General features: G+C 60.2%; 3 protein-coding genes and 1 pseudogene. 1 reads left to right on the top strand and 3 read right to left on the bottom strand.

All coding sequences use genetic code 11. The features are described 5' to 3' along the window. The 3 genes from eutB to exaC all read right to left on the bottom strand — a co-directional run. Positions 1–552: ethanolamine ammonia-lyase subunit EutB (gene eutB, locus AC1DVH_RS26630; protein ID WP_477756306.1), on the bottom strand; the 552-nt coding region annotated here is incomplete at its 3' end. Between the two features lie 195 nt (positions 553–747). Then, complete coding sequence (eat, locus tag AC1DVH_RS26625) at positions 748–2,118, bottom strand: ethanolamine permease (RefSeq protein WP_477756305.1); 1,371 nt, start codon at positions 2,116–2,118, stop codon at positions 748–750. A gap of 248 nt (positions 2,119–2,366) precedes the next feature. Further along, positions 2,367–3,887 (bottom strand): acetaldehyde dehydrogenase ExaC, encoded by a 1,521-nt coding sequence (exaC, locus tag AC1DVH_RS26620; protein WP_477756304.1) that lies wholly within the window; start codon positions 3,885–3,887, stop codon positions 2,367–2,369. A gap of 299 nt (positions 3,888–4,186) precedes the next feature. Here exaC and AC1DVH_RS26615 point away from each other — a divergent pair. Next, positions 4,187–4,500: pseudogene (locus AC1DVH_RS26615) on the top strand (sigma-54-dependent Fis family transcriptional regulator); the annotation flags it as partial.

Here is a 4,500-nt window from a genome sequence, read left to right as displayed (position 1 = left end):
GTGCAGCAGACCGTCGAGAATGCTAGCGGCGATACCGGCCGGTTCGTCGGTGGGGTGGTTCGGTTGCAGGCGTGTGGATAGTCGACCGCGCAGGCCCAGGGTGCCGCGAAACTGTGTGACCACGCGGATTTTTTGCGCCACCAGCACCAGATCCTGCACGCGCATGATCTTCGACACGGCGGCGGCCATTTCCGGGGTGAGGCCGGGAGCGAGGGCGCGCAGGACCTGTTCGTCGGCGGCATCACTGAGCAGCCAGTCGCGAAAGCCGCCGACGGTGAGGTGGCTGACGACCGCAAAGGCTTGTTTGTCGTGGGTGTCGATGATCAGACGGGTGACTTCATCGGATTCGTAGGGGATCAGCGCTTCCTGCAGGAAGTGGCTTAGCGGCGTGTCGGCCAAAGCCATCTGTGCCGCGACACGCTCGCCGTCATTAAGGGCTGCGACGCCGGCCAGAAAATCTCCGGAGCGCGCGGGGCTGGCCTTGGCCATCACTTCCTTGAGGCTGTCGAAGCGGTAAGTCTGGGCGCCGACGGTATGGGCATATACGGCCATGGGGCGGGGCCTCCTGATCAATTTAAAAATTCGATCCGCTTTTCTGTGGGAGCGAGCTTGCTCGCGATAGCAGTCTTGCATCCGCAACATGTGCTGAGTGACACACCGTCATCGCGAGCAGGCTCGCTCCCACAGGGCATTTGCATGCACTTCAATAATGCAGGCGCCAGGCTCGTGGCCCGGCGCCGGTGCATCTCATATACCTTCGAGCATAGCGTCTGCCGGTGCCTCGGAACGTTGCTTGGCAGTCAGCTGGAAGTACAGGTAACCGGCAGCCATGAAACCGAGGAAAATCAGGCCGATCAAGGTGTTGAACCACGCCATCGCCACGAGGCATACCACCGCCAGAAACAGTGCGATCCCCGGCACGATCGGATAGCCCGGGGCGCGGAAGGTGCGTTCCAGGTTCGGTTCGGTTTTACGCAGCTTGAACAGGCTCAGCATACTGATGATGTACATCACGATGGCGCCGAATACCGACATGGTGATCATCGCCGCCGTCAGGGTCATGCCTTGCAGGTTGACCAGGCCATCGCTGTAGATCGCCGCGATGCCGATCACGCCGCCGGCTAGAATCGCCCGATGCGGCGTCTGGAAGCGCGAGAGTTTGGCCAGCCCTTTAGGCAGGTAACCGGCGCGAGCCAGGGCGAAGAACTGCCGTGAATAGCCAAGAATGATTCCGTGGAAACTTGCCACCAGGCCGAACAGGCCGATCCATACCAGCATGTGCATCCAGGTCGAATTGTTGCCGACCACGGCTTTCATCGCCTGGGGCAGCGGATCGTTGATGTTCGACAGTTGACGCCAGTCGCCGACGCCGCCGGCCATCACCATCACGCCGATGGCCAGGAACACCAGGGTCAGAATGCCGCTGACGTAGGCCTTGGGGATGGTGCGTTTCGGGTCCTTGGCTTCTTCGGCGGCCATGGCTGCACCTTCGATCGCGAGAAAGAACCAGATCGCGAAGGGAATGGCGGCGAAAATACCGGGAATCGAGCCCATCGTGAATTCATTGGCGCCCGACCAGCCATTGAGCACAAAGTTGCTGAAGCTGAAGCCCGGGGCGACCACGCCCATGAACACCAGCAATTCGGCGACCGCCAGCACAGTGACCACCAACTCGAAGGTGGCTGCGATGCTGACGCCGAGGATGTTCAGGCCCATGAACACGAAATAGGCGCCAACGGCGGCGATCTTCGGGTCCAGTTCCGGGTATTGCACGTTGAGGTAGGCGCCGATGGCCATGGCGATGGCCGGTGGTGCAAAGACGAATTCGATCAGGGTGGCGATGCCGGCAATCAATCCGCCTTTTTCGCCAAAGGCCCGGCGGCTATAGGCAAATGGCCCGCCAGCGTGGGGAATCGCAGTCGTCAGTTCGGTGAAGCTGAAGATGAAGCAGGTGTACATCGTCGCCACCATCAGTGCGGTGACGAGAAAACCCAGTGTGCCTGCGGTGCCCCAGCCGTAACTCCAGCCGAAGTACTCGCCGGAAATCACCAGGCCGACGGCAATGCCCCATAGATGCAGGGTGCCGAGTGTGGGTTTGAGCTGTGTGGAAGAAGTCATAAGTCCTCTCTGTCTTTTTTATTGTTTGATCTGTTGGACTTTCGGGTATGGCATTTATCTGTGATGCGGGCACGCAAAGCCCGTGCCAGAGCAGCAGGGCTATGTTTGGTATGTGAGTTGGAGCGCTTTTCCTGTAGGAGCTGGCGAAGCCTGCGATCTTTTCAATCAGACGACTGGAGCCACCGACAAGCGAAGATCAAAAGATCGCAGCCTGCGGCAGCTCCTACGCCCGATTCAGATTCGTCGGCTTAGAAGAAGCCCAGCGGATTGATGTCGTAGCTCACCAGCAGGTTTTTGGTCTGTTGGTAGTGGTCGAGCATCATCTTGTGGGTTTCACGGCCGACGCCGGACTTCTTGTAACCACCGAACGCGGCGTGTGCCGGGTACAGGTGGTAGCAGTTGGTCCACACACGACCGGCCTTGATGGCGCGGCCCATGCGGTAGGCGCGGTTGATGTCGCGGGTCCAGAGGCCGGCACCCAGGCCGAACTCGGTGTCGTTGGCGATGGCCAGGGCTTCGGCTTCGTCCTTGAAGGTGGTGATGCTCACCACCGGGCCGAAGATTTCTTCCTGGAACACACGCATTTTGTTGGTGCCCTTGAGCAGCGTCGGCTGGATGTAGTACCCGCTCGCCAGGTTGCCCTCGAGTTTTTCCACCTTGCCGCCGGTCAGCAACTCGGCGCCTTCGCCCTTGGCGATTTCCAGGTACGAAAGGATTTTGTCGAATTGCTGCTCTGACGCCTGGGCGCCGACCATGGTGTCGGTGTCCAGCGGGTCGCCACGTTTGATTTGCAGGACTTTGTTCATGACCACTTTCATGAACTCGTCGTAGATCGACTCTTGCACCAGGGCGCGGGAAGGGCAGGTGCAGACTTCGCCCTGGTTGAAGAACGCCAGCACCAGGCCTTCGGCGGCCTTCTCGATGAAGGACGGTTCGGCCTGCATGATGTCTTCGAAAAAGATGTTCGGCGATTTGCCGCCCAGTTCCACGGTGGACGGAATAATGTTTTCGGCCGCGCATTTCATGATGTGCGAGCCAACCGGGGTCGAGCCGGTGAAGGCAATCTTGGCAATGCGCTTGCTGGTGGCCAGCGCTTCGCCAGCTTCTTTGCCGAAACCTTGCACAATGTTCAGCACGCCCGGTGGCAGCAGGTCGCCGATCAGTTCGACCAGCACGGTGATGCCCAGCGGGGTTTGCTCGGCAGGCTTGAGCACCACGCAGTTACCGGCGGCGAGGGCCGGGGCGAGTTTCCAGGCGGCCATCAGGATCGGGAAGTTCCAAGGGATGATCTGCCCGACCACACCCAGCGGTTCATGGATGTGATAGGCCACGGTGTTGCCGTCGATTTCGGCAGCGCTGCCTTCCTGGGCGCGCAGGCAACCGGCGAAGTAGCGGAAGTGGTCTGCGGCCAGCGGGATGTCGGCGTTGAGGGTTTCGCGCACGGCTTTGCCGTTGTCCCAGGATTCGGTGATTGCCAGGGTTTCCAGATTCTGCTCGATGCGGTCGGCGATTTTCAGCAGCACCAGCGAGCGCGCCTGGGCGGACGTGGCACCCCATGCGTCGGCAGCGGCGTGGGCAGCGTCCAGGGCCTTGTCGATATCTTCGGCCGTGGAACGGGGGAATTCGGCAATCGGTTGGCCATTTACTGGCGAGGTATTGGTGAAGTACTGACCTTTGACAGGCGCGACGAACTCGCCGCCGATGTAGTTACCGTATTTGGCTTTGAACGAAACGATAGCGCCTTCAGTACCGGGGTGAGCGTAACGCATGGTGGTCTCTCCTTGCTTTTGTGCTTATAGGGAGTCGCGCATGTGCGCTTGCTTTAAGCGTAGAGCAAGGGACGGGCCAGTGCGCTGCAGCTCAGGCAAATCAAGGCCTTGCGCATTTTTTGTCGGACGGATGGAACATGCCTGTGACGCTTTCGGTACAGCCGGCGTGACACTTTGTACCGCTTCTGGCACAACCTGTGACTGGGTAGACTTGCAAGCATTGCAATGCAGGCCAGGCTGGAGGATGCTCGGCATCACCTCATGCACGGGACGCCGAGCCCCGGGGAGAATAATAAGAAATGCACGACAACCATTTGAGTCGCCATGCCCAGCAAGTATTGACCGTGACCCAGGGCAAGGCCCACCTGCACGGCCCTGGCAGCGATCCGTCCATCGCCCGTTCCTGGCTGCGTTGCCTTGAGGACTATCACCTCGATCCGGCCCTGAGCATCGCGCCGACGGTGCTGGAACATGGTCGCGTCCTCGAAAGCCGCGAACGCTTGCAGCAAGTGCTGCACATCGCCGGCAATGAAATGACCAGCCTGCACCAGCAGCTCTCCGGTGCCGGCCATGCGGTATTGCTGACCGACGCCCGCGGCGTGATCCTCAATTG

The sequence above is a fragment of the Pseudomonas sp. P4_C3 genome (assembly GCF_056402075.1).
The sequence above is the reverse complement of the archived record's forward strand: the minus strand, read 5'-3'. Positions and strand labels throughout refer to the sequence as shown.